Annotated in this window: 22 protein-coding genes; 10 read left to right on the top strand and 12 right to left on the bottom strand. The window is 58.7% G+C overall.

The window, feature by feature from the left end; translation table 11 throughout:
* Window positions 1-136 precede the first annotated feature (136 nt).
* The 6 genes from ACR0IM_RS14175 to ACR0IM_RS14150 all read right to left on the bottom strand — a co-directional run bounded on the left by ACR0IM_RS14175 (window position 137) and on the right by ACR0IM_RS14150 (window position 5,764).
* A complete protein-coding gene (locus ACR0IM_RS14175; protein ID WP_480682318.1) occupies window positions 137-964 on the bottom strand; it encodes an alpha/beta hydrolase in 828 nt (275 codons plus the stop codon).
* A 3-nt stretch (window positions 965-967) separates the two neighbouring features.
* Window positions 968-1,846: a tryptophan 2,3-dioxygenase gene (locus tag ACR0IM_RS14170; protein WP_480682317.1), complete on the bottom strand. Its 879-nt coding sequence runs from the start codon at window positions 1,844-1,846 to the stop codon at window positions 968-970.
* Between the two features lie 63 nt (window positions 1,847-1,909).
* A complete protein-coding gene (gene tdh, locus ACR0IM_RS14165) occupies window positions 1,910-2,938 on the bottom strand; it encodes an L-threonine 3-dehydrogenase (protein ID WP_480682371.1) in 1,029 nt (342 codons plus the stop codon).
* A gap of 19 nt (window positions 2,939-2,957) precedes the next feature.
* Window positions 2,958-3,908, bottom strand: a complete 951-nt coding sequence (locus ACR0IM_RS14160; RefSeq protein ID WP_480594464.1) for a PLP-dependent cysteine synthase family protein — start codon at window positions 3,906-3,908, stop codon at window positions 2,958-2,960.
* Window positions 3,905-5,092, bottom strand: coding sequence for a glycine C-acetyltransferase (locus ACR0IM_RS14155; protein ID WP_480682316.1), 1,188 nt, complete (start codon window positions 5,090-5,092; stop codon window positions 3,905-3,907). The genes ACR0IM_RS14160 and ACR0IM_RS14155 overlap by 4 nt, the downstream gene beginning before the upstream one ends.
* A 108-nt stretch (window positions 5,093-5,200) precedes the next feature.
* Window positions 5,201-5,764, bottom strand: coding sequence for a helix-turn-helix domain-containing protein (locus tag ACR0IM_RS14150; RefSeq protein WP_480682315.1), 564 nt, complete (start codon window positions 5,762-5,764; stop codon window positions 5,201-5,203).
* Between the two features lie 117 nt (window positions 5,765-5,881).
* Here ACR0IM_RS14150 and ACR0IM_RS14145 point away from each other — a divergent pair, with 117 nt between their 5' ends.
* Entirely contained in the window at window positions 5,882-7,057 is a 1,176-nt protein-coding gene (locus ACR0IM_RS14145; protein WP_480682314.1) for an acetyl-CoA C-acyltransferase family protein, read from the top strand.
* 96 nt (window positions 7,058-7,153) lie between these two features.
* Here ACR0IM_RS14145 and ubiB read toward each other — a convergent pair whose 3' ends face one another.
* Together ubiB and ubiE are read right to left on the bottom strand one after the other, a co-directional pair.
* On the bottom strand, window positions 7,154-8,683 hold the full coding sequence (ubiB, locus tag ACR0IM_RS14140; RefSeq protein WP_480682313.1) for a 2-polyprenylphenol 6-hydroxylase: 1,530 nt from the start codon (window positions 8,681-8,683) through the stop codon (window positions 7,154-7,156).
* Window positions 8,684-8,686: 3 nt separating this feature from the next.
* Window positions 8,687-9,439 carry a bifunctional demethylmenaquinone methyltransferase/2-methoxy-6-polyprenyl-1,4-benzoquinol methylase UbiE gene (gene ubiE, locus ACR0IM_RS14135; RefSeq protein WP_480682312.1) on the bottom strand — a complete coding sequence of 251 codons (753 nt, stop codon included), beginning with the start codon at window positions 9,437-9,439 and terminating at the stop codon, window positions 8,687-8,689.
* A gap of 164 nt (window positions 9,440-9,603) precedes the next feature.
* Between ubiE and ACR0IM_RS14130 the strand changes: the two genes are divergently transcribed.
* From ACR0IM_RS14130 to recF, 7 genes are all read left to right on the top strand, one after another.
* Window positions 9,604-10,284 carry a hypothetical protein gene (locus tag ACR0IM_RS14130; RefSeq protein ID WP_480682311.1) on the top strand — a complete coding sequence of 227 codons (681 nt, stop codon included), beginning with the start codon at window positions 9,604-9,606 and terminating at the stop codon, window positions 10,282-10,284.
* Window positions 10,242-11,093: a bifunctional DNA-formamidopyrimidine glycosylase/DNA-(apurinic or apyrimidinic site) lyase gene (gene mutM, locus ACR0IM_RS14125; RefSeq protein WP_480682310.1), complete on the top strand. Its 852-nt coding sequence runs from the start codon at window positions 10,242-10,244 to the stop codon at window positions 11,091-11,093. The genes ACR0IM_RS14130 and mutM overlap by 43 nt, the downstream gene beginning before the upstream one ends.
* Window positions 11,094-11,159: 66 nt before the next feature.
* On the top strand, window positions 11,160-11,936 hold the full coding sequence (locus tag ACR0IM_RS14120; RefSeq protein ID WP_480594472.1) for an enoyl-CoA hydratase: 777 nt from the start codon (window positions 11,160-11,162) through the stop codon (window positions 11,934-11,936).
* A gap of 226 nt (window positions 11,937-12,162) precedes the next feature.
* Window positions 12,163-12,426, top strand: a complete 264-nt coding sequence (gene rpsT / locus ACR0IM_RS14115) for a 30S ribosomal protein S20 (protein ID WP_058282200.1) — start codon at window positions 12,163-12,165, stop codon at window positions 12,424-12,426.
* Between the two features lie 558 nt (window positions 12,427-12,984).
* Window positions 12,985-14,382, top strand: coding sequence for a chromosomal replication initiator protein DnaA (gene dnaA, locus ACR0IM_RS14110; protein ID WP_480641956.1), 1,398 nt, complete (start codon window positions 12,985-12,987; stop codon window positions 14,380-14,382).
* A 226-nt stretch (window positions 14,383-14,608) separates the two neighbouring features.
* Window positions 14,609-15,730, top strand: a complete 1,122-nt coding sequence (dnaN, locus tag ACR0IM_RS14105; RefSeq protein WP_480594474.1) for a DNA polymerase III subunit beta — start codon at window positions 14,609-14,611, stop codon at window positions 15,728-15,730.
* A 39-nt stretch (window positions 15,731-15,769) separates the two neighbouring features.
* Entirely contained in the window at window positions 15,770-16,867 is a 1,098-nt protein-coding gene (gene recF, locus ACR0IM_RS14100; RefSeq protein ID WP_480682309.1) for a DNA replication/repair protein RecF, read from the top strand.
* On the opposite strand, the gene ACR0IM_RS14095 is transcribed toward recF, so the two are convergent.
* Entirely contained in the window at window positions 16,864-17,430 is a 567-nt protein-coding gene (locus tag ACR0IM_RS14095; RefSeq protein ID WP_480594476.1) for a carboxymuconolactone decarboxylase family protein, read from the bottom strand. The genes recF and ACR0IM_RS14095 overlap by 4 nt on opposite strands.
* 100 nt (window positions 17,431-17,530) lie before the next feature.
* Between ACR0IM_RS14095 and ACR0IM_RS14090 the strand changes: the two genes are divergently transcribed.
* Window positions 17,531-18,103, top strand: coding sequence for a TetR/AcrR family transcriptional regulator (locus tag ACR0IM_RS14090; RefSeq protein WP_480594477.1), 573 nt, complete (start codon window positions 17,531-17,533; stop codon window positions 18,101-18,103).
* Between the two features lie 102 nt (window positions 18,104-18,205).
* Window positions 18,206-20,623: a DNA topoisomerase (ATP-hydrolyzing) subunit B gene (gene gyrB / locus ACR0IM_RS14085; RefSeq protein WP_480641960.1), complete on the top strand. Its 2,418-nt coding sequence runs from the start codon at window positions 18,206-18,208 to the stop codon at window positions 20,621-20,623.
* 144 nt (window positions 20,624-20,767) lie between these two features.
* Here the strand turns inward: gyrB and ACR0IM_RS14080 are convergent, their stop codons facing one another.
* The 3 genes from ACR0IM_RS14080 to ACR0IM_RS14070 form a co-directional block, all read right to left on the bottom strand.
* On the bottom strand, window positions 20,768-21,526 hold the full coding sequence (locus ACR0IM_RS14080) for an HNH endonuclease (RefSeq protein WP_480682308.1): 759 nt from the start codon (window positions 21,524-21,526) through the stop codon (window positions 20,768-20,770).
* A gap of 72 nt (window positions 21,527-21,598) precedes the next feature.
* A complete protein-coding gene (locus tag ACR0IM_RS14075; RefSeq protein WP_480682307.1) occupies window positions 21,599-22,741 on the bottom strand; it encodes an ImmA/IrrE family metallo-endopeptidase in 1,143 nt (380 codons plus the stop codon).
* 3 nt (window positions 22,742-22,744) lie between these two features.
* Entirely contained in the window at window positions 22,745-23,074 is a 330-nt protein-coding gene (locus ACR0IM_RS14070; RefSeq protein ID WP_480682306.1) for a hypothetical protein, read from the bottom strand.
* Window positions 23,075-23,118 lie beyond the last annotated feature (44 nt).

Here is a 23,118-nt window from a genome sequence, read left to right as displayed (position 1 = left end):
GCACCTAGCCAAAAAGCAATGTTCGTAACGGGCTCGAACCGGACATTCGAGGCTCGGTTAAAAAAGTAGGGTTTGTATTGGTTGTGTTGGCTTTTTGAGGCAAAGGCCAGATCTGTCTAACGCTCAATACTCTTTACTATCGCCACGTGGCCAAAAACGTCTCGGGGTGCATTATGATGTCGAAATGCTGCATGCCCATTTTAAGATCGAAACTGACCGAATGCCCGCCCTTGCGTAGCAGTTCGGCATAGTCGCGGCTTTGGCGAATGAACTCGGGCGTGTCCCGTTCGGCCACGGTCACGTGGTAGCGTGGGCCGGGTCTGGGCAGATGGCGAATGGGTGACAGGTCGTTCACTTCGACCGGGGTCAGTTGCAGCGGATCATTGACGGGGGTCAGGCTGATCGGCTCCAGATCGTAAATACCGCTGATCAGGATCACATCGCGCACGCGCATCCCGGCACGGGCCAGCGCATCGGCCGAACCCGCCATGACCATGCTTGCCAGATGCGCACCGGCACTGTGGCCGGACAGGGTGACGCGGGATGGATCGAAGCCCAGACTGAACGCGTTCACCGCCAGCCAGAGCAGGGCATTGCGGCATTCCTCGATCATGTCCCCGATACGCGCGTCCGGGGCGAGCGTGTAATTGAGGGTGGCAAATGATTGCTCGGCCTCCACCAGCGCCGGGGCCATCATGGCCGACTCGCGCTGGCTGAGCGCCTGCCAATAACCCCCATGGATAAACACATGTAGCGGTGCGCCTGCTCCTTTGGCAGGAAAGAAGTCCAGCACCTGCGCCGGGCTTTCGCCAAAAGCCAGGTTCTCTTTCACCTTCATGCGCGCCCGGTGCTGTGCGCTGAGCGCGGCGTAGCTGTCGACATAGGGGGTCAGGTCACCGCCGATCATCGACCGGGGCGAGTATTCCTGATCCAGTTCGTCCTGAGTGAAACCCCGGTACAGCATCGTTTACTCCTGCTCGGTATACATCAGTTCGGTCCGCATGTCGTAGAGATCATGGAAAAAGCGCAAATCCAAGGCCTTGCGCAGAAAGGCCACACCGCTGGACCCACCGGTGCCGGGTTGATTACCGATCACCCGTTCAACCGCAGTGACGTGATCGAACCGCCAGCGCTGAAACAGGGATTCCACGTCCATCAATTTCTCGGCCAGTGCATAGAGGTCCCAATAACGATCCGTGTCACGGAACACCTGCACCCAGATTTTCACCACACGCGGGTTGCCGGAATAGGGCAGCGCATAGTCGCGATCAAGAAGGTCCTGCGGAACATCAAACCCTTGGCGCGCCAGCATAAACAGCACCTCATCATAGAGTGACGGTTTGCTCAGCGCGTCATTCAGCAACGCCATGACCTCGGGGTCATGTTCATGCACTTTCAGGGTCGAGGCATCCTTGTTGCCCAGAATGAACTCGATCTGGCGGTAACCATAGCTTTGAAATCCTGACGAATTCCCCAGCGCCTGCCGGAAGGTCAGGTAATCGGCAGGGGTCATAGTCAGCAGCGTTTCCCAGGCTGCGATCAGCTGTCGCTGGATCGCCTTGACCCGGTCGAGGTTCTTCATCGCCGGGCCGAACTCGTCCTTTTGTAGAAAACGGCGCACCTCGACCAACTGGTGATGCATCAGTTTCAACCACAGCTCACTGACCTGATGGATGATGATGAACAGCATCTCATCGGGTTGGGCGGGGTCCTGAAAGGTTTTTTGCAGGTTCAGCAGGGTCTTGAGCTGTAGGAAATCGCCATAGCTCTTGCGATGGGTCTGCGCGAAGTCCGTGACTAGCGAGTCCTCGATCCCGCGTTCCAGATACCTGTCTTTTTCGCCCATGTGCTCCTCCAAACGCGCGGGTTCTTCCCTGTTTAGGATCATATCCCGCGCGGTGCCAGAGCGTTAGGTCCAGTCGAGCACCACCTTGCCGGACCGACCCGATTTCATCGCGGCAAAGCCTTCGGCGAACTCGTCGACCTTCATCTCGTGCGTGATCACCCGGCTGACGTCCAGACCGTTCTGCAACATGGCGATCATCTTGTACCAGGTCTCGAACATCTCGCGCCCATAGACGCCCTTGATGGTGATGGCCTTGAACACGATGCGCGACCAGTCGACCGGAGATTTCCCGGGCGGGATACCCAGCAGGGCGATCTTGCCGCCCATCACCAGCGCCTCGACCATCTGGTCCAGCGCGATTTGGGAACCGGACATTTCGAGGCCCACATCGAAGCCTTCCTTCATGCCCAGTTCGGTGATGACATCCTGCAACTCTTCTTTGGAGACATCGACGGTGCGGACGGCCGGCACCACATGCTCGGCCAGTTTCAGGCGATCCGGGTTGATATCCGTGATCACCACATGCCGGGCGCCCGCATGGCGCGCGACGGCCGCCGCCATGATGCCGATGGGGCCTGCGCCTGTGATCAGAACATCCTCGCCCAGCAGATCGAAACTTAGCGCTGTGTGCACGGCGTTGCCCAGAGGGTCGAGGATTGCGCCGATCTCATCCGGGACATCATCCGGCAGAGGCACCACGTTGAAGGCAGGCAATTTCAGGTATTGGGCAAATGCCCCTTGTTCGTTCACCCCGATCCCGCGTGTGCCGGGGTCCAGATGGAACTTGCCCGCACGACTCTGACGGCTGTCGGTGGTGATCAGGTGGCCTTCGCCGGAACAGCGCTGACCGATTTCAAGCCCGGTCACGTTGCGCCCGAGTTCGACGATCTCACCGGCGAACTCATGGCCCGTGATCATTGGAATCGGCACGGTCGCGGCGGCCCACTCATCCCAGTTCCAGATATGGATGTCGGTGCCGCAGATACCGGTCTTGTTGACGCGGATCAAAACCTCTTCCGGGCCGATTTCGGGCACCGGGGCCTGTACCATCCAGAGGCCCTCTTCGGGCTTGGATTTCTCAAGTGCTTTCATAGTGTTCGATCGCATGAGTTTACTCCCACAAATCGGTGGACAGGTATTTGAGACCGCTGTCACACATCACAATCGCTACGCAGCCGCCTTTTTCCGGACCGCGCAACAGGTCGACGGCCGCAGCGAGGTTGGCTCCTGCCGAAAATCCCGCAAAAATGCCTTCGGTCCGGGCCAGCAACCGCGCCCCGTCCCGAGCCGCGTCGCCTGAAACCGACAGATGTCCGGCCAGGGTCGTTCCGTTCAGGTGGATCAGATCTCCCATGGCATAGCCGCCGCCCTGAATTGGGTGGTCCGGGTTGCTGATGGCTTCTCCGGCGATTGCCCGCGCGCCTTCGGGCTCGACCGCATAGCAGCGCACACCCAACGGGGTCAGGTATTCCGCGGCCCCGGCCAGAGTACCGCCGGATCCTGCAAAGTCGCAGAATGCCGTCACGGACCCGCCAGACTGGTCCCAGATTTCCGGCCCCGTGCCGGTAGCATGGGCTTTGGGGTTGCCTGAATGACCGAATTGGTCGGCGCGAAACGCATTGCGTTCGGCGGTGATGCGCTGTGCGGCCTCATCCACCAATGCCAGATCAGCCCCGGACACTTCACCGGGTTTGCTGCCTTCGGCTTGCGGGACGATCACGACTTCAGCCCCCAGAGCCCGCATCATGCGCGCGCGCTCGACCGAGTTTCCAGCGCTCATGACCGCGACGAAGGGATGGCCCAGAATGCCGCAGACAATTGCCAGACCGGTGCCCATATTGCCCGATGTCAGTTCAACGACCGTCTGCCCCGGTGACAATGTGCCGTCGGCGCGCGCCAGTTCGATGATGGATCGGGCTGCCCGGTCCTTTTTTGAAAACCCCGGCAGCAGGTAATCCAGTTTGGCTACAATACGCCCGTTCAGGTTCAAGTTCGCGCACAGGCGCGACAGCTCAACCAAAGGTGTGTTGCCAATGGTGTCGATAACCGACGGCAGGATCATTCGATGACACCGAGTTCTTTGCCGACCTTGCCAAAGGCCGCCAGCGCGCGGTCCAGTTCATCCTTGGTCAGAGCCGCATTCATCTGCGTTCTGATCCGTGCCTGTCCGCGCGGGACGACAGGGAAGAAGAAGCCCGAGACATAGACGCCCTCGTCAAACAACCGTGAGGCCATCTTTTGCGCCAGTTTCGCTTCACCCAGCATCACCGGTATGATCGGGTGTTCCCCCGGCAAAAGGTCAAAGCCCAGCTTCTCAAGCCCCGCGCGCCAGTATTTGGCGTTGCCGAACAGTTGCGCGCGCAGCATGTCGCCCTCTTCGACCAGACGGATCGCTTCCAGACCGGCAGCGACGATGGAGGGTGGCAGCGAGTTCGAGAACAGATAGGGCCGCGCCCGCTGCCGCAGCAGATCAATCACCGGCTGCGGCCCGGCGATGTAACCGCCGATTGCCCCCCCAAGTGCCTTGCCCAAAGTTCCCGTCAGAATGTCCATGTCGACGCCGAAATGATCCGGCGTGCCTGCACCGTTCGGCCCCATAAAGCCGGTCGCGTGGCAGTCGTCGACCATGACGATGGCGTCGTACTTGTCGGCCAGTTCGCGAATCTTCGGCAGATTGGCCAGATAACCATCCATCGAGAACACACCGTCGGTGGCGATCATGATATGCCGCGCCCCGTCTTCGCGCGCCTGTTTCAGCCAGGCTTCGAGGTCATTCATGTCGTTGTTCATGTAACGGTAGCGCTTGGCCTTGCACAGCCGCACGCCATCAATGATCGAAGCGTGGTTCAGGCTGTCCGAGATGATGGCGTCTTCCGGCCCTAACAAAGGCTCAAACAGCCCGCCATTGGCATCGAAACAGGCGGCGAACAGGATCGCATCGTCCTTGTTCAGGAACTTGGCCAGCTTCTGCTCCAGCTCGCGGTGAATATCCTGTGTGCCGCAGATGAACCGGACCGAGGCCATACCGAACCCCTTGGGTTCCATAGCGCCCTTGGCGGCGTCGATCAGGGCGGGGTGATCGGCCAGACCCAGATAGTTGTTGGCGCACAGATTGATCACCTGCTTGTCGCCCACCGTTATCTCACCGCCCTGAGGCGAGGTGATCATTCGTTCGCGTTTGTACAGGCCTTCGGATTCGATCTGCGCGAGGGTGTCCGTGATATGGGACAGGAATGCATCTGCCATGGCGGTCTCCGTTTATGTGAGTCGCATATCTAACATAACGGATGTAATTCCCAAATGGGGGAATTACAATATAAAAGAAAAAAATCCGCAAAAACGGAAGGGCTGACCTCAGGCGTTCTTAACAATCAGGAACACGCGGGCCGGGCCGCCGGCGACAATCGAATGCGCCACATCCGCCGCGTAACGGGCCGTGTCGCCCTGTTGCAGTTCACGGGACGCGGTGCCCGAGGACACACGGACCGCGCCTTCCAACACCGTCAGTTGCTCCCTTGCGCCGCGGGTATGGGGCTGGCTTGTCAAAGCGCCACCCGTGTCGAACTCGATATCATAGACCTCATGTCCGCCCGCCTCTTCGGGCGGCGAGAGGATGCGGATACGGCAATTCTGACCCATATTGTCGATGCTGGGCACTTCGGCTTTGCGCAGGACCTCGATCTGGTCGGCGGTGTCGGCTTCCTCCAATAAGCCCGCGAAATCGACCTGCAGGGCGCGGGTCAGGTTCCACAGGGTCGAGATGGTTGGGCTGCTTTCCCCCCGTTCGATCTGGCTGACCATCGAGCGGGACACGCCGCTGAGATTGGCCACGGCTTCAAGCGACAGGCCCTTGGCCCGGCGCGCCTCTTTCAGGCGGGCGGGCAGGCGTGTCAGGATATCGTCAGTATTGTCCGTCATGACGGAATTTCTTGCGCCTTGAAGGGGTAGATGTCAATTCCAACCGTGACGGGACGTCCCATAGGACATGTGTATGCTGCAGGTGCATACTGGCACCGAATCCCGGAGGAGACTGACATGACCGATATCGTATTGCTGGACGGTGCCCGCACCGCAATTGGAACCTTTGGCGGCGCGCTGGCCTCGACCGCGCCCATCGATCTTGCAACCGTCGCCACAGAAGCCGCGCTGGAGCGGTCGGGTGTGGAAGGTGCCCAAATTGGGCATGTTGTATTCGGTCATGTGATCAATACCGAGCCACGCGACATGTACCTGTCGCGCGTTGCTGCAATGCAGGCGGGGATACCGAACGGGACACCTGCGATGAATGTGAACCGGTTGTGTGGATCGGGCGCGCAGGCGATTGTCTCTGCTGTGCAGTCCCTGATGCTGGGTGATGCCGAGTTTGCCGTGGCGGGCGGGGCCGAGAGCATGTCGCGCAGCCCGTATATCGTGCCGCAGGCGCGGTGGGGGGCGAAGATGGGCGATGTGTCCTCGCTGGACATGATGCTGGGGGCGCTGAACTGCCCTTTCGGCACCGGTCATATGGGCGTGACTGCCGAGAATGTCGCCGATGAGCATCAGATCAGCCGCGAGCAAATGGACAATTTTGCAATGACCAGCCAGACCCGCGCGGCGGCGGCGATCGAGGCGGGATATTTCGACAGCCAGATCGCGCCCGTACAAGTTAAGGTCAAGCGGGACATGGTGGACTTCAAGGTTGACGAACACCCCAAGGCCACCACGGCCGAGGCTTTGGCCGGGTTGCGGCCGGTGTTCAAGAAGGACGGTCGTGTGACGGCGGGCAATGCCTCGGGCATCAATGATGGCGCGGCGGCGATGGTTCTGGCCACGGCAGAAGCGGCCGAGAAGGCCGGGTTGAAACCCAAGGCGCGCATTCTGGGTTATGCGCATGCCGGAGTCCGCCCCGAGGTGATGGGGATTGGGCCCGTTCCGGCGGTGCGGAACCTGATGGACAAGACCGGTCTGTCGGTAGACGATTTCGATGTGATCGAAAGCAATGAGGCGTTTGCGGCGCAGGCTCTGGCGGTGAATCAGGATCTTGGGCTGGATGCGTCGAAGGTGAATCCGAATGGCGGGGCGATTGCTCTGGGGCACCCGGTTGGGGCAACCGGGGCGATCATCACGCTGAAGGCGCTGTATGAACTGGAGCGCACAGGCGGGACCAAAGGGCTGGTGACCATGTGCATCGGTGGCGGGCAAGGGATTGCAATCGCCATCGAGCGACTCTGAACACGGGGTCGTGCCGGGAGGCTGTCTGCCCTCCATCGCGAGGGGTGCGATTCCCCACGCTAGTATTTCTGGCCAGATGAAGCGGGCGAGTTGGTGCTAACTGAGCGCGTTGAGCAAGAGAACAAGCGCGGCACCTGCTGCTACCCCGATACCGGCGGGCAGGGCGGCGGACCACAGAGGTGATTTCTCTGGCTCGTCCTTCTGCGTCTGGGCGATCAGGGCGTTTTCGACCAAACCCGGCAGGCGCGGGCCGAAACGCGCCAGAACCCACGCAGTTTTGCTGAAATCGCGCAGGGCCGCACGCGGGCCAATGGATTGCTTGATGTAATCCTCTACCACAGGGCGGGCGACCTCCCAGATGTTCGTATGTGGATCGAGTGATCGTGCGACGCCCTCGACCACCACCATCGTGCGTTGCAGCAGGATCAGTTCGGTCCGGGTTTCCATGCCGAACCGTTCTGTGACTTCGAACAGGTAGTTCAGCAGGCGTCCCATCGAGATATGGGTGGCGTCCATGCCGAAGATCGGTTCACCCACCGCGCGCAGGGCCCGGGCGAATTCATCGACATCCTGATTGGCGGGGACATACCCGGCCTCGAAATGCACTTCGGCCACGCGTTTATAGTCGCGGCGGATGAAGCCAAAGAGAATCTCGGCATAGACCCGGCGGGTGTATTCGTCGATATGGCCCATGATGCCGTAGTCATAGGCAATGATATCACCATTTGCCGCGACCTTGAGGTTGCCCTGGTGCATGTCAGCGTGGAAATAGCCGTCGCGCAGCGCGTGCAGCAGGAACAGGCGCAGAACCCGTTCCGCCAGATCGCGGCGGTTGTGTCCGGCGGCGTCGAGGGCTTCGTTTTCGCCCAGCGGAATTCCGTCAGCCCAACTGAGCGTCATCACCCGGCGGGCGGATAGGGACCACACCACGGGGGGCAGCCAGAACCCGGCGTCATCCTTGGTGTTGGCGGCGTATTCCGAGGCGGCGGCGCTTTCCAGACGCAGGTCCAACTCACCGCGCACGACACCATCGAAATGCTCGATCACGTCCATCGGGCGCAGGCGGCGCGCGCCGGGGGCGAACAACTGGACGATACGGGCGGCGAAATAGAATGCATCCACGTCCTTGCGGAACGCGCGTTCGATGCCGGGGCGGAGTACTTTAACCGCGACGTCCTCGCCGGTGCTGCTCAGCTTGGCCTTGTGAACTTGCGCAATAGAGGCTGCGGCGATGGGTTCGCTGAATTCCGAGAACACCTCATCTACCGGCTGCCCCAGTTCCTTGGTCACTTCGGCCATGGCCTCGGCACGGGAAAAGGGCGGCAGTTTGTCCTGCAGCACGCGCAACTGGGCCGCCAGTTCATTACCCACCACGTCGGGGCGGGTCGAGAGGACTTGCCCAAACTTGATATAGGCCGGGCCCAGCGCCGTTAGCGCCCGTGTGGCAGGCGGCATATTGGGGTCGCCTTTGTAGCCAAGCCACTGAAAAGGCTTGCCCAAGGCATGGGCCACGAAACGCAGGGCGCGCGGTGCCTCAAAAGCGTCCAGCACCACGTTCATGGCGCCTGTGCGTTCGAGTGTTGCGCCTGTGCGAACCAGGCGAATGATGTTGTGAGGGCCACGCATGAGTCAGATCTTCCAGCCGGAATGCAGCGCGGCGATACCCATGCTGAGATTGCGGTATTTGGCGTTCTCGAACCCGGCAGCGCGGACCATGTTCAGAAACGTCTCCTGATCCGGGAACTTGCGGATCGATTCCACCAAATACTGATAGCTGTCGTAATCGTTGGCAATCAGCTTGCCCATCCGGGGGATGACGTTGAAACTGTAGAGGTCATAGAGTTTTTGCAGTCCGTCATTCGGCAGTTGGCTGAATTCCAGAACCATCAGGCGGCCACCGGGTTTCAGCACGCGGAACGCCTCGTTTAGCGCCTCTTGCGGGCGGGTCACGTTTCGGATGCCGAACGAGATGGTGTAAACGTCAAACGTGTTGTCCTCGAATGGCAGAGCCATCGCATCACCCACCACCCAGTTCAGACTGTCGGCCATCTGGTCGGCCTCGGCACGTTGGCGGCCTTCGATTAGCATCGGCTCGGTCAGGTCCAGAACGGTGGCATGGCCATAGCCCGCGCGCTTGAGGAACCGGAACGAAATATCGCCGGTGCCGCCCGCCACGTCCAGCAGACGTTGACCGGGGCGCGGCGCCAACCAGTCCATCATCGCGTCTTTCCAGACCCGGTGGATGCCCATCGACATGACGTCGTTCATCACGTCGTATTTCGAGGCGACCGAGTTAAACACGCCCTGCACACGCCCGGCCTTGTCAGCCTCGCGTACGGTTTCGAACCCGAAATGTGTGGTCTTGTCGCTATTGTCGGACATGAAAGGACGCCTTTGCCTGTGTTGCTCATCCTTATAGGCCCCCGCGCCGGGAAGACAATCGCGCGAAAAGGTAGCAGGGGAGACGAATTGAAGGGCGCGTCACAGATTTTCCTTAGTCCCGGCCTATGACGGGATCAGGTGTTCCAGACCTCGGAGATGTCCTGTTGGCAAGCATTCTCGCAGCTTTGCTGTCCATAGTTTTAGTGATTTTGTTTTTTGGCTGGCGGATCAGGGCTGTCTTTTGCACGATCCTGCGGGTGTACCGTGCCGAAAGGCTGGGAGGCAAGGTGGATGCACTGGCCCGGCACTATCCAAATGACGTTGTTCACGAGGCTATGCTGCGCGCGGGCAGCGATAGACCGGCGCAACAGACTCTGACGCGCAAAACCTTTCGCACGGCTCCCGGCGCGATAGTGGTGACGATCCTGGTTCTAACCATCTATTTCTATGTGGGTTTTGTGCGGCCCGATCTGGGAGAATTCGAAGAGGCCATCCCGTTTCAAAACCCCGAAGCGATTGTGGCGGTCAAGCTTACCCTGTTGGCTTTGGTGATCTACACGCTGATCTTTCATCTTGCCAATGTCATCACGATTGACGGGGGTGAACTGGTCATGATGGCTCCGCTGTTTCAGCGGCGGCATTTTGACCTGACAAAGCTGACCAAAATCAGCCTTCGCCACCGCGGAACCTATGTGCTGCGTTTTTCAGATGGGAAGACGGCGCGGATTCTGAAATATGTAACCGGACATGATGAAATGGTGCGGGCGTTTGAGGATGCGCTTGCGGCAAATCAGGAGAGCACATGCCGGAACTTCCCGAAGTCGAAACGGTCCGCCGCGGGCTGACGCCTGCGATGGAGGGTGTGGTGATCGAACGGGCGGATGTAAACCGTCCCGATTTGCGCTGGCCCTTCCCCGACCGCATGGCCGAACGGCTGACCGGGCAGCAGGTGGATCGGCTGCGGCGACGCTCGAAATACATCCTGGCCGATCTCAGTAGTGGTGAGACCTTGCTGATCCATCTGGGCATGTCCGGGCGCATGACGGTGTCGGGCGATCCTCTTGGACAGTTTGTGCATGAACATCCGATGCCCGAGAAACATGACCACGTGATTTTCCACATGGCCAATGGCGCGCGGGTGACTTTCAACGATCCGCGTCGGTTCGGCGCGATGGACCTGCTGCCGACGGCGACCGCCGAGCAGCATAAGCTTTTGTCGGTTCTGGGGCCCGAGCCGCTGGGCAATGATTTCCACGAGCAGCATCTGATCGACGCATTCCGGGGCAAGAACTCCCCGGTTAAATCGGCGCTGCTGGATCAGGGAATCGTTGCCGGATTGGGCAATATCTACGTTTGCGAGGCGCTTTATCGCGCGGGTGTGTCGCCACGTCGCAAAGCCGGGCAGATTTCTGCGGCACGGGTCGCGGCTCTGGTTCCGATCATCCGACAGGTGCTGCAGGATGCCATCGAGGCGGGCGGTTCATCCCTGCGCGATTTCCGCCAAGCCGATGGAGAACTTGGATATTTTCAGCACAACTTTGACGTTTATGGCCGCGAGGGCGAGACCTGCCGCACCGAAGGCTGCGACGCGGTCGTCAAAAGAATCACCCAGTCCGGTCGCTCATCCTTCTATTGCGCGCAATGCCAAAGATAACTTGATCCAGCTTCCTCGCGTGATAAGGAATCGTATCTGAACGGAACAACCGGAAGCTTACACCTCATGGCTTTTGAGACGATCATCGTCGAAATCGAAGACCACGTCGCACTTATCAAGCTCGACAGACCCGATGCAATGAATGCGCTGAACTCACAGCTCACGCAGGAGCTTTGCTCGGCGCTTGAAGATGCGGACCAGAATGACAAGGTGCGTTGCATCATCATCACCGGCTCGGACAAAGCCTTTGCGGCTGGCGCGGATATCAAAGAGATGTCCACGATGAGTTTTGTCGACGTCTACGCGTCCAATCTGTTCGGTGATTTCAATGATCGAATCTGTGCGATCCGCAAGCCGATCATTGCCGCCGTTTCCGGTTACGCGCTGGGCGGCGGGTGCGAGCTGGCGATGCTGTGCGACTTCATCATTGCCGCTGACACGGCCAAGTTCGGCCAGCCTGAAATCAATCTGGGCGTCATTGCCGGGTTGGGGGGCACGCAGCGCCTGACCCGCTTTGTCGGCAAGTCCAAAGCGATGGACATGAACCTGACCGGCCGTTTCATGGATGCCGAAGAAGCCGAACGTGCCGGGCTGGTCAGCCGGGTGGTTCCGGCCAAGAAGCTTGTGGAAGAAGCGATTGGGGCAGCCCATAAGATCGCCGAGAAATCCCAGCTGAGCACAATGGCCGCCAAAGAAGCCGTCAACCGCAGCTATGAAGTCACGCTAAGCGAGGGCCTGTTGTTCGAACGCCGCGTCTTTCATTCCATGTTCGCAACCGAAGACCAGAAAGAAGGCATGGCCGCGTTTCAGGAAAAACGCGCCGCCCAGTTCCGCGATAAGTAAGGCGCACGCGGGGGATCGGAACAGGCGGGCTAGGCCCGCCTTTTTCATGCCCGCTATGCACAACAAAAGAATCGGCTTGGCAATGCCTGCAATCTTGGGTAACAAGCGCCGCTATACATGCGCGTGCGGCCCGCTTGGCCCGACTCACACCCGTGACTCTGATCCGGTGCGGATAATCCGTGACGCGTAACCGAATATAACCGTACCGAACGAAGGTCAGAAACACATGGCAAATTCGCCCCAGGCTAAAAAACGCGCGCGTCAGAACGACAAGCGCTTCGCAATCAACAAAGCACGTCGCTCGCGCATCCGCACCTACCTGCGCAAAGTCGAAGAAGCGATCGCGTCCGGTGACAAGGACGCAGCAACCGCAGCTCTGCGTGCGGCTCAGCCCGAACTGATGCGCGGCGTCACCAAAGGCGTCTTCCACAAGAACACCGCCTCGCGCAAAATGTCGCGTCTGTCGGCCCGGGTAAAAGCGCTGGGCTAAACTCGTGGGTTGACCCTGGGTCAACATTTCACGGTTGAATTGTTCTCAAAAGCGCCACAATTCGTGGCGCTTTTTTTGTGCTGTTGCCGGAAAGCCGCGTCTTCACGAAGTCGAGAGATTCTTTCGGCGAAAGACCCGAGTCAACATCAGAGTTTCGTTGCCGTACGCCTTGGCCTCTTGCTACCACTAAGTCAGCGATTCACTCGCTTGGGGGGACAGGCTGTTTCATTGACCAAACTGACGGGCATCAGGAGGGTCGTGAAACGAATGTTGGCAAACGGACAATGCCCGTTTGTTGATCTGCTAAAGGTCTTTGGGTGACCGAAGATCCGAGCCCTGTCTAAAATATTGTTTGCGATGCGCAACCCGGCACACGGGGCGCCCTGTATCTGGGTGTCCACATGTCAGGCTGTGCTGACTTTCTGGGGACGGCCTCGCCAGACCAGCGTGGTTCGGCGTGTGGGTACCCTATTGCGAGTGAAAGCAAAATAACCGGGTAACCGGAACTGGGTAATAAGGCCGGCAGGCCAATAAAGAATGGGATGCGTGAGGCGCTTGATGACACAAGAGAAATGGGGACAACTGCGTAACAAATTGCTCAAGGCGGTCGGCAAGAACAACTACACCACCTGGATCGAACCTCTTGAATTCCAAGAGCTACAGGATGGCGTGGCGGTGTTCTCGGTACCGACCAATTTCATGGGCAACTATGTGAGCCAGAATTTTGCGGATCTCATTCTGTATGAGATGAACACCGCCGGGGAATCGGTGCAACGGCTGGCCTTTCGCGTCGCCGCTAATTCGCCGGTGCGACCGTCCAACGAACCGAAAGCCGCATCCGCGACCGCTCAGGACACACCGCAACCCCAATCTCTGTCGCAGCAGGCCGAGTCGACAAATGACGCATTGGAATCGCTGCAGGCTGCGCCATTGGACGCCCGTTTCACATTTGACAGCTTTGTGGTCGGCAAGCCCAACGAACTGGCCCACGCTGCGGCGCGCCGTGTCTCGGAAGGTGGTCCCGTCACATTCAATCCGCTGGTTCTGTATGGCGGTGTCGGACTGGGTAAAACCCACCTGATGCATGCCATCGCATGGGAGCTGAAGACCAAGCGGCCCGAGTTGAACGTGCTGTATCTGTCGGCAGAGCAGTTCATGTATCGCTTTGTGCGAGCCCTGCGTGAACGCCGGATGATGGACTTCAAACACCTGTTCCGCTCGGTCGACGTTCTGATGGTCGATGACGTGCAGTTCATCGCCGGCAAAGACTCGACCCAGGAAGAGTTCTTTCACACTTTCAACGCGCTGGTGGACCAGAACAAGCAGATCATTATCTCGGCGGACCGCGCCCCGGGCGAGATTAAGGATCTGGAAGAGCGCGTGAAGTCGCGCCTGCAATGCGGTTTGGTTGTGGACCTGCACCCGACCGATTACGAGCTGCGTCTGGGCATCCTGCAAAACAAGGTGCAGCATTACAGCAGCACCTATCCCGACCTGACAATTGCCGACGGCGTACTGGAGTTTCTTGCTCAACGCATCTCGACCAACGTGCGCGTGCTGGAAGGCGCGCTGACGCGTCTGTTCGCATTTGCCTCGCTGGTGGGGCGTGAGATCGACATGGAGCTGACACAGGATTGTCTGGCCGACGTGCTGCGTGCGTCCGAGCGCAAGATCACCGTCGAAGAGATTCAGCGTAAAGTGTCGGACTATTACAATATTCGCCTGTCAGACATCATTGGCCCCAAACGCCTGCGGTCTTATGCCCGCCCGCGTCAGGTGGCGATGTATCTGTGCAAGCAATTGACCAGCCGCTCGCTGCCCGAGATCGGCCGTCGCTTTGGCGGGCGTGACCACACCACTGTCATGCATGGTGTCAAACGCATCGAAGAGTTGAAAACCACCGACGGCCAGATTGCCGAAGACGTGGAAATGCTGCGCCGCGCGCTGGAAGCCTGAGACTTACCTCAAGCCCCTCAGGAAACGCCCCGGACCTTCGTGCCCGGGGCTTTTTTGTGCGCTGTAGCCCACGGTTGCGCGTCAACTGTGCCCGCACGGCCACGGGCCCCTTGACGCTTTGGCCGTTCCGACCCAGAAAACCGTAAAAAATCCTTGTACCTCAGGGTGGAACCGCTAACGTGCCAGTCCCGCCCATGTCGGTACGCAAGTCAGAGGAACTGAGGGTATGAAGATCAGCATCGAACGCGGCACCCTTCTCAAGGCCGTTTCCCAGGCCCAATCTGTTGTCGAACGTCGCAACACCATCCCCATACTTGCCAACGTGTTGATCGAGGCTGAAGGCGATCAGGCCATGTTCCGTGCCACCGATCTGGATATCGAAGTGGTCGACAAGGCCCCGGCGCAAGTTGAGAAGGCAGGTGCTACAACCGTGGCGGCAACGACGTTGCATGAGATTGTGCGCAAATTGCCGGACGGAGCGCTGGTGACTCTGACCGCTGACAGTGCCGCTGGGCGTCTGACGGTTGAAGCGGGCCGGTCGAACTTCTCGCTGGCGACGCTGCCGAAAGAGGATTTCCCGGTGATGGCGTCCTCGGAATATCAGTCGAACTTTTCTGCCTCGGCCGCGCTGCTGCGGCGGCTGTTCGACAAGTCGAAATTTGCCATCTCGACCGAGGAGACACGGTATTACCTGAACGGTGTCTATATGCATGTGGCCGATGGTTCCGAAGGCGGCAAGGTGCTGCGCTGCGTAGCCACTGATGGCCACCGTCTGGCCCGTATCGACGCCGATCTTCCGGATGGCGCGGCGGATATGCCTGGCGTGATCGTGCCGCGCAAGACCGTGGGCGAGCTGCGCAAGCTGCTGGACGATGATGAGATGGATATTGCCGTTTCCGTCAGCGAAACCAAGGTGCGTTTCGCGACGCCCGATATCACCCTGACCTCGAAAGTGATCGATGGCACCTTCCCCGACTACACGCGCGTGATCCCGCAGGGCAACACGCGCCAGTTGGAAGTGGACGCCGCCGAATTCGCGCAGGCCGTTGACCGGGTTGCGACCGTTTCGTCCGAGCGCTCGCGCGCGGTGAAGCTTCAACTAGACGCTGACAAGCTGGTCTTGTCGGTCAATGCACCTGATAGCGGGGCCGCTGAGGAAGAACTGGCTGTTGCCTATGGCGACGAACGGCTCGAGATTGGATTTAACGCAAAATATCTGCTGGAGATCGCCAGCCAGGTGGATCGTGAGAACGCGGTGTTCCTGTTCAACTCGGCAGGCGATCCGACCCTGATGCGCGAAGGCAATGATCAAAGCGCGGTTTACGTTGTCATGCCGATGCGCGTCTGATCGACCCTTCGGGGTGATCCTTAACGAAAGGGAGGGGTCATGAGTTTGGCCCTGACCGATCTTACGGTCTCACATTTCCGATCGCACAAGCTGGCGCGGTTGTCCTTGGACGGGCGGCCAGTGGTGATTCATGGGCCGAACGGGGCCGGTAAGACCAATATCCTGGAAGCGGTCTCTCTGTTCTCGCCTGGTCGCGGGATGCGACGGGCAAGTGCGGCCGAGATGACCCGGCGGCCAGAGGCGCTGGGCTGGAAACTGTCAGGGCTGCTGAACGTTCAGGGCCAGAACTATGAGATCGAAACGTGGTCCGAGGGCGGCGCAGCGCGTCAGGTTCGGATTGACGGCAAGGCCGCGAGCCAGATTGATCTGGGCAAACTGGCGCGAATGGTCTGGCTGATCCCCTCGATGGACCGTCTGTGGATCGAAGGAGCCGAAGGGCGGCGGCGGTTTCTGGACCGCATTGCGCTGAGCTTTGATCCCACCCATGCCGAGGCGTCTCTGACCTATGAAAAATCCATGCGCGAACGGAATCGCTTGCTAAAAGAGCAGGTGCGGGATGCGCATTGGTATGCGGCGCTTGAGGGGCAGATGGCTGAAACCGGCCATCGCATTCATACTGCGCGTTTGGCGGCGTTGGATCACCTGCACGCGGCGCAGGAGCAGGCGGAAACTGCCTTTCCTTCGGCGGATCTGGAATTGGTGCAGACCGAAGGTGCGATGCCTGAGTCGGCAGACGAGCTGCGCGAGGCGCTGAGTCAAAACCGTTTCCGAGATCTGGCCGCAGGGCGCACGCTGGTCGGGCCGCACCGGTCGGACTTACATGGGATATTCGCTGCGAAAGGGGTTCCGGCAAAGGATTGCTCGACCGGAGAACAGAAGGCGCTGCTTGTTTCCCTGATCCTGTCAAATGCACGGGCACTGGCCGGAATGGTAGGTGCGCCGCCGATCGTGTTGCTGGATGAGGTGGCTGCGCATTTGGACGCCGGGCGACGTGCCGCGCTTTATGATGAGATTTGCGCGTTGGGGGCTCAGGCCTGGATGACGGGCACCGGGCCTGAACTTTTTGCGGAATTGGGGGGGCGAGCCCAAACGCTGATCGTTACCGAAGGCGCTGAGGGCTCGGTCGTGACCGCTTAGGCTGGTTCGCTGACTTTGCGTTCCCACAAGAAGCCGCGCATGACCTCATCCACCGGTGTTTTTGCCATGTGGTTGACGTAGTTCGACATGGTTTTTTGCGCCAAACCCAGCACCACGTCCAGAACTGCGCGGTGCGAGTAACCGACGTCAAAGAACGCCTGCAACTGTTCCTCGGTCGGGTTGCCGCGGGTCTCCATCACTTGCAGGGTGAAGGTGCGGAGCGCTTCGAGCTTGGCGCTCGGCAGCGGAGTTTCATTGCGCAAGGCCTCGGTGATCTCGTCCGAGACCTTCATCATTTTGGCGATGCCGGTGTGGGCGGGCACACAGTAGTGGCACTCGTTTTCCACGTTTATGGTCTGCCAGACGACGGTTTTTTCCTCATTGTCGAAATCGGTCTGCATGAACAGGCCGTGCAGAACCTGATAGCCTTCCAGATGCTGCGGGCTTTCGGCCATCACCTTGTGCAGGCCGGGCAGGCGGCCGAATGCGGCCTGAGATTTCTCGAGCAGCGGTTTGGAACCATCGGGGGCGGATTCGAGGTCATGAGACGGGAAATTGGCCATGTCGGAACTCCTGTTTCTGGCGTGATGAGTTGTATTTAGGGTTTCTTGAGTGATCGCTCAAGTATATATTTGAGCGAACGTTCAAGAATTGGTGAAGACAATGCCCCGCAAACCTTCTTATGACCGCGAAGCACTGATCGCGCAGGCCCGTGATATCTTCTGGCGTCACGGCTGGGCCGGAACGTCACTGAAAGATCTGGAGCATGAGCTGAAACTGAAGCCGGGCAGCTTCTACGCAGCGTTCGGGTCGAAAGATGCGCTCTATGGGTTGGCGTTGGAACGGTATGCGCAGGACGGGGTCGCAAATATGATGGCATTGGCAGAGGAACTGGGTCCGCTTGGTGCGCTTAAGGCTCAGCCGCGTCGTGTGGTCGAGGCGTCGTGCCTGCCGACCAAAGCCTGCATGTTGGCCAAGACCTATGCCGAATTGCAGGCCAAAGATCATGATCTGGCCGGTCAGGCGCGCGCCTATATGGTCGCGATGAAAACCTGTTTCGCAGACCTGTTTCGTCGCGCGCAAGAGGCCGGTGAGATTGGGCCGGATCACAACCCGGGTCGTCTTGCCGCGCGGTACCAATCCGACCTTCTGGGCCTGCGATTGTCAGCCGAACGCGACGATGTGAACGCGGTAGAAATCGCCGAGGATATCGCAGCAGACCTTGATCGGCTTTGATCGGCAAATAAAGCCGGTCAGAACCACAAAATATTGGGGGAGCGCGTGACATTCCCCACCAGAAAACGTATAAGTTACCAAAATAATATAGGTACTAACGGCATGTCCGAAGACGCACAGGCACCACAAGAATACGGCGCTGATTCCATTAAAGTTCTCAAAGGCTTAGAGGCGGTTCGCAAACGCCCTGGTATGTATATCGGGGACACGGATGATGGCTCGGGTCTGCACCATATGGTGTATGAGGTCGTGGACAACGGAATTGACGAGGCGCTGGCCGGTCACGCCGACCATGTGACTGTGAAAATTCACGCAGATTCCAGCGTCTCGGTCAGTGATAATGGGCGCGGAATTCCGGTGGACATTCACCCGGAAGAGGGTGTCTCGGCCGCCGAGGTCATCATGACCCAGCTGCATGCTGGTGGTAAGTTCGACAGCAACTCTTACAAGGTATCGGGTGGTCTGCACGGCGTGGGTGTGTCGGTGGTAAATGCGCTATCGAATTGGCTGGAACTCCGTATCTGGCGCGCTGGCAAGGAACACGTCGCGCGTTTTGAGGGCGGTGAGACGGCAGAACATCTAAAAGTCGTCGGAGAATGCGGTGACCGCACCGGGACCGAGGTACGGTTTCTGGCCTCGACCGACACGTTCTCGAACCTCGAATTCTCGTTTGAGACGCTGGAAAAACGCCTGCGCGAGCTGGCCTTCCTAAACTCGGGTGTCCGGATCATCCTCATTGATGAACGCCCCGCTGAGCGGCTGGAAACCGAACTGTTTTATGAAGGCGGCGTCAAGGAATTCGTCAAATACCTCGACCGGTCCAAGACCCCTGCGATGCCCGAGCCGATCTATATAAAGGGTGAACGCGACGATATCGGCGTGGAAATCGCGATGTGGTGGAATGACAGCTATCATGAGACGGTGCTGCCCTTCACCAACAATATCCCACAGCGCGATGGTGGTACCCACGTGGCCGGTTTTCGCGGCGCCCTGACCCGGACGATCAACAACTACGCGCAATCCAGCGGTATTGCGAAAAAGGAAAAGGTCAGTTTTACCGGCGACGATGCGCGCGAGGGGCTGACCTGCGTATTGTCGGTCAAGGTACCCGATCCGAAATTCTCGTCCCAGACCAAGGACAAGCTGGTGTCCTCCGAGGTACGTCCGGCGGTCGAAGGTCTGATGAACGAAAAACTGGCCGAGTGGTTCGAGGAAAATCCGAACGAGGCCAAGGCCATCGTCGGCAAGATCATCGAGGCTGCTCTGGCCCGTGAAGCTGCCCGCAAGGCGCGCGAACTGACCCGCCGCAAGACCGCGATGGATGTGAACTATCTGGCCGGCAAGCTGAAGGACTGCTCTGAAAAAGACCCGTCCAAGACCGAAGTCTTCCTGGTCGAGGGAGACTCAGCCGGTGGGTCGGCGCAGACGGGTCGGGACCGGCTGACACAGGCTGTTTTGCCCCTGCGCGGCAAGATCCTGAACGTCGAACGGGCGCGGTTTGACCGGATGCTGTCGAGCCAGGAAATCGGCAACCTCGTGATGGCGCTGGGCACCGGCATTGGCCGCGATGAGTTCAACATCGAAAAGCTGCGCTACCACAAGATCGTCATCATGACCGACGCCGACGTGGATGGCGCACATATCCGGACGCTGCTGCTGACTTTCTTCTATCGGCAGATGCCGGAGCTGATTGAAGGTGGATTTCTCTATATTGCCCAGCCTCCGCTTTATAAAGTTTCGCGTGGCAAATCAGAAGTTTACCTGAAGGATCAGGCGGCGTTGGACGATTACCTGATCAATCAGGGTGTTGAAGGCGCAGTGCTGAAGCTCGGCTCGGGCGAAGAGATTATCGGTCAGGATCTGACCCGTGTGGTCGACGAGGCACGGCAGCTGAAGCGCGTGCTGGATGCCTTCCCAACCCACTACCCGCGCCACATTCTGGAACAGGCCGCCGTGGCAGGGGCCTTCGTGCCCGGCGCGGTCGATGCCGATTTGCAAGGCGTGGCCGACAAGGTCGCTGCCCGTCTCGATCTGATCGCGCTGGAATACGAGCGCGGCTGGCAAGGGCGGATCACGCAAGATCACGGTATCCGCCTGGCCCGTATTCTGCGCGGTGTGGAAGAGGTCCGCACGCTGGACGGCCCGATGCTCCGTTCGGGTGAAGCGCGCAAGACAGGCAGTTTCACTCAGAGCCTACAAGAGGTTTACAACACCCCTGCGACACTGGTCCGTCGCGATCGGTCTCAGGTCATTCACGGCCCGCTGGATCTGTTGCGGGCCATTCTGGAAGAAGGCGAAAAGGGTCTGTCACTGCAGCGGTATAAAGGGCTGGGTGAAATGAATCCTGATCAGCTGTGGGAAACCACTCTGGACCCAGATGCCCGCACGCTGTTGCAGGTGCGAGTGGATGATATGGTCGAGGCTGACGATCTGTTCACCAAATTGATGGGTGACGTGGTGGAACCGCGCCGTGAGTTCATCCAGCAAAACGCATTGAGCGTCGAAAACCTGGATTTCTAGCCTGTTGTAGGGACGCGCACAAACCTTCACGCACCCCATAAGTTTGCACGATTTGCCCATAAGTTTGCACTGTTTCGCGATAATAGTGCAGAAGAAAGCAAGTAAATCGCCTTATGCGGGTGTCGAAGGATAGATTTCAGTTTCTCAAGGATTGAACACCTGATCGCGATGCCAGATCAGGTTCTCCTTGTGCCCAGCAGTTAGACCAGAGATCTGCTTGGAATGTCCGGACAACGAGCTCATTGCCGGCTCGGATAGTTTACTCGAAAACTTAGGTGTCCCGTCGTCCTTGAAAGTCACCAGACCCTTGTCGAATGCTGCGTCCCATAATGCTGACAACAATATCCCGTTGTGGATGTCCAACCGCTCAGCATCGGTTTCGCAGTCTTTCCACGGCTTAATGTGTGAGGCCCTAAGGAGTTCAGTGTCAGAAATGTCCGAAATCGGGCAGCGCCCCTGCCAATAAGAGATTAAACGATTTCTGAAGATATCCTGACCAATCCGTTGCTTTACAAGCCGCTCAGCTTCGGTTGTTTCCGGCAATCCTTTCGTAGCAACCTGGAACTCTTCCAGAGGACCGTCTGGAAGGCTCACTGACAGCTCATAGATGCGTTCCAGAACCGGATACAGCTCGGACATCCGAGAGGCACTGTAAACTGCTATACCTGGGGAGTTAATTGCAGATTTCGGAAAGGGTAACTCAGCCGCGACGCCGGCGTGGTCGATGGCAACAAACCATGGGCCTTGCTCATTCTCGGCTGCTAGAAAGACAGCTCCCTTGGCCGTCGTGGAACCAAATTTCGCCCAACCATTTTCTTGGCCGAGCTTCTTTCTGAAGCCGTTCTTCCAAGCGGCTTGTTCACACTCGGAGTAAACAAAGAAACTCTGCTTAGCTGGAATCATTGAAGATCCTATTTTTCTGATTGCCAGTGGGCGCATCCAAAAACGAGAAAAGACCAGATCTTGTTGTGAACATCAATCAACTTTGAGCCCCCTCTTCTCGTTCCATAGCTTCTGCGCAGATAGGCCCATCGCGGTTTCTATTGCATTTGCGGTTCGCGTCACCGCGTAGAGGTTCAGATCTTCAAATGCCCCTTTGTAGTTTGATAGGTAACTCTCGCTCCTTGGCTTGAGCCCGTTGCGCATCGCCACCAAATAGGCTGCCATTTCGGCCTCGATCTCCATCAACTCGTACGGCGTGTCGCTCCGATTCGGAACGCGGCGCCCGTTGTCCGCACCAAGGTGGCCGAGATAAAGATGCGCCAACTCATGGGCGACTGTCACAAAACGCGTCGGTGCTGGATGGTTTCGGTTGTAGGCTAGCTGGTAAAAGTTCTTTCCCTTGTCGCTCTTCGAGCGGCCCAACAGCCGAATCCAGCCTGCCTGACCATCGCCGGCGTCCAATTGGACGAGATCGATCTTTTCCTTCCCGACAGCGCGCATGAACTCGGCGAAGCGGTTGTCACTCAGATTACCGAAGGTCGGGAAGGAGAACGCATCGACCGGCAGCTCCTTGCCTTCGGTATCCTGCACGTCGAATACGAAATCGACCGGCCCTTTCATTCGTAGAACCAGGAGCGGTCGTGCGCCCTTCTTCGGCACCCGGCCGAACCGTTGCCACCAATCATGGGCTGTCGCCGCGTGCGTGAGGCCGGGCTTCTGTATGTGCAGCAGCATCGCGTTGAAGGGAGCAAATTCACGAAGGCGAACCGTAAAGGCAAACAGCTCTTGTATTGCTTGGCTGTTGTCATACAGCTTCGTCGCTGCGATCAGCTGATCGATCAAGGCTCGCTCGGCTGAGTTGTCCTCTGTAGGACGTTCCGAAAACAGGTCCTTCTGATACGGGGTGAAGACCGGGTTTGGAGTAGGCTCAAGACCAGAAAGATAGGGTCCTTTGGGGAATGGGTCGATCAGACCATCCCGAACTTCCTGCACGAACAAAGTGACGTAGGGCTTGAGCTCCTCGATGTCATTGCGGTTGTACGATGCTTCTACAAGATGATTGACGATGGCATGCATCATAGCCGCTATACCCGCTCGTGGTTCCGTGCGGGTTTTTACTGCGTCCAGAAAGATCGGCTGGAACTTGGTGTAGGTTTCCGCGTTGATAACGGACATGTCTTACATTCCCATGGCCTTGAACTCACCATTCGCTTCCATCCGATCCCATGCCTCAAGGACGAGGCGGCGGGTGCAGTATTCGCCGTGTTGGCGGATTTCCTTTTCCTTGAGGACGCGAAAGGTTTCTGAGGGGTAGTCGCGGCCCTTCACGTCGGCAGCGTCGAGGATGAAACGCAGCTCATCGCGGGTCAGGCCGTAAGCGCGGGCGTAGTAGGTATCGAGATTGGCACGCAGGGCGGCGCGGCGGTACTCGCCTGAAGTTGTGGGTGGTCCGCTGGTTTCAGCGGAGTATTTCAAGTGAAAGAACGGGCACGAGTCTACAAGCAGCATGGCTGATTGCCTTTCTTGCGTCCGAAATGGCCACCCACGGTCAG

The sequence above is a fragment of the Ruegeria sp. BF6 genome (genome assembly GCF_056538665.1).
This window is presented reverse-complemented; position numbering and strand designations above follow the sequence as displayed.